Genomic DNA, 1,112 nt, shown 5'->3' on the forward strand with positions numbered 1-1,112 from the left:
GCTTCTTCCATCTCACGCATTCTCACGTTATAGATTGATTGCTCTGGCATCTGCACACGAACGGAAATAAAGCGACCATCAGGAATATCAATTGGGTCACCGTCTTTGTAACCGTCAATATCATTACGGGCGAATTTAGGTGCGTTAGGATGAGTTCGATGATACGTTCTAACGAGGATAGAGCCGTCCTCATTTACTTCAGAGTCAACCCAAATAAGAGGCTGTTTATTAACATCAAGTGGAATTTCAATACCGCCATCAACACCGCCCCATCCTGCGTCAGCGTTAAAACCGAGTACACCTTCGATAAGATATTCACCCTGAGATACTCGAGTAACCGTAGCGCCTTCTGATTCGTCGTTAGTTGTGAATGTGCCGGCCGAGCTGATATTAACGATTGGAGATGCTTTTTTAATAAAGCCCTGAGGGTCGGTGCTTGTATTTGATGTAGAAAGTACAGTTTCTATATCTCTAATAGCCATGCCTTTTTGAGTTCTGAATGTTTTTATTGCTTTTAGAGTTGGGTTGTAAAATATTCCACAACCATACTGCGGATCGGCTATATGTATACCGTATCCCCACCCTAGAGTTTCGCTACCTCCTGAAATTGAAAAAAATTTAGTAACATGTGGATTTGCGATTTCACTATCTTTTATATATCCATTGAAAGTACCTAAGCCATAATCACCAACCAGCATCATTGTTCCGCCATTTTTAGGCAGTCTTATTGTTGTCCCAGAACCATCATAACTACTGTAAAAGCCAAAATTATCAGTATCATTCGGTGTTAATAACCCGAAGTACGTTTTAGCGTTGCTTGGGCTCAAAGAGAAAATACCTCCCTTTGATGATACTTGGCCTTCGAATCGCTGAACATTTTTACTAACCAAGTCAGCTTTATTACTAATATCACTCTGCATCTTTTTAATGCTATCGAGTGTGATAACTTCACCATTTGGCATCTCAATTTTTGTTTGCCCGGTCTGAGTCATCCATGTATTCATCGCATCGAGAAAATATTGCGTGTATGCATTTATTGCAACCATCGTTCTTGCTGCATCACTATTATTGTCTGGCTCAGTAATATGAATTGAAAATGTGGTGTTCGTTGC

The 1,112-nt window shown here is 40.4% G+C and carries 1 protein-coding gene; it reads right to left on the reverse strand.

Annotation, left to right across the window (positions count from 1 at the left end):
• Positions 1 to 1,112: phage tail fiber protein (locus ACM9LZ_RS25855; RefSeq protein ID WP_416622374.1), on the reverse strand; the 1,112-nt coding region annotated here is incomplete at both ends.

This window comes from Niveispirillum fermenti, from assembly GCF_048066175.1.
In the GTDB taxonomy this organism is placed as follows: Bacteria; Pseudomonadota; Alphaproteobacteria; order Azospirillales; family Azospirillaceae; genus Niveispirillum; species Niveispirillum fermenti.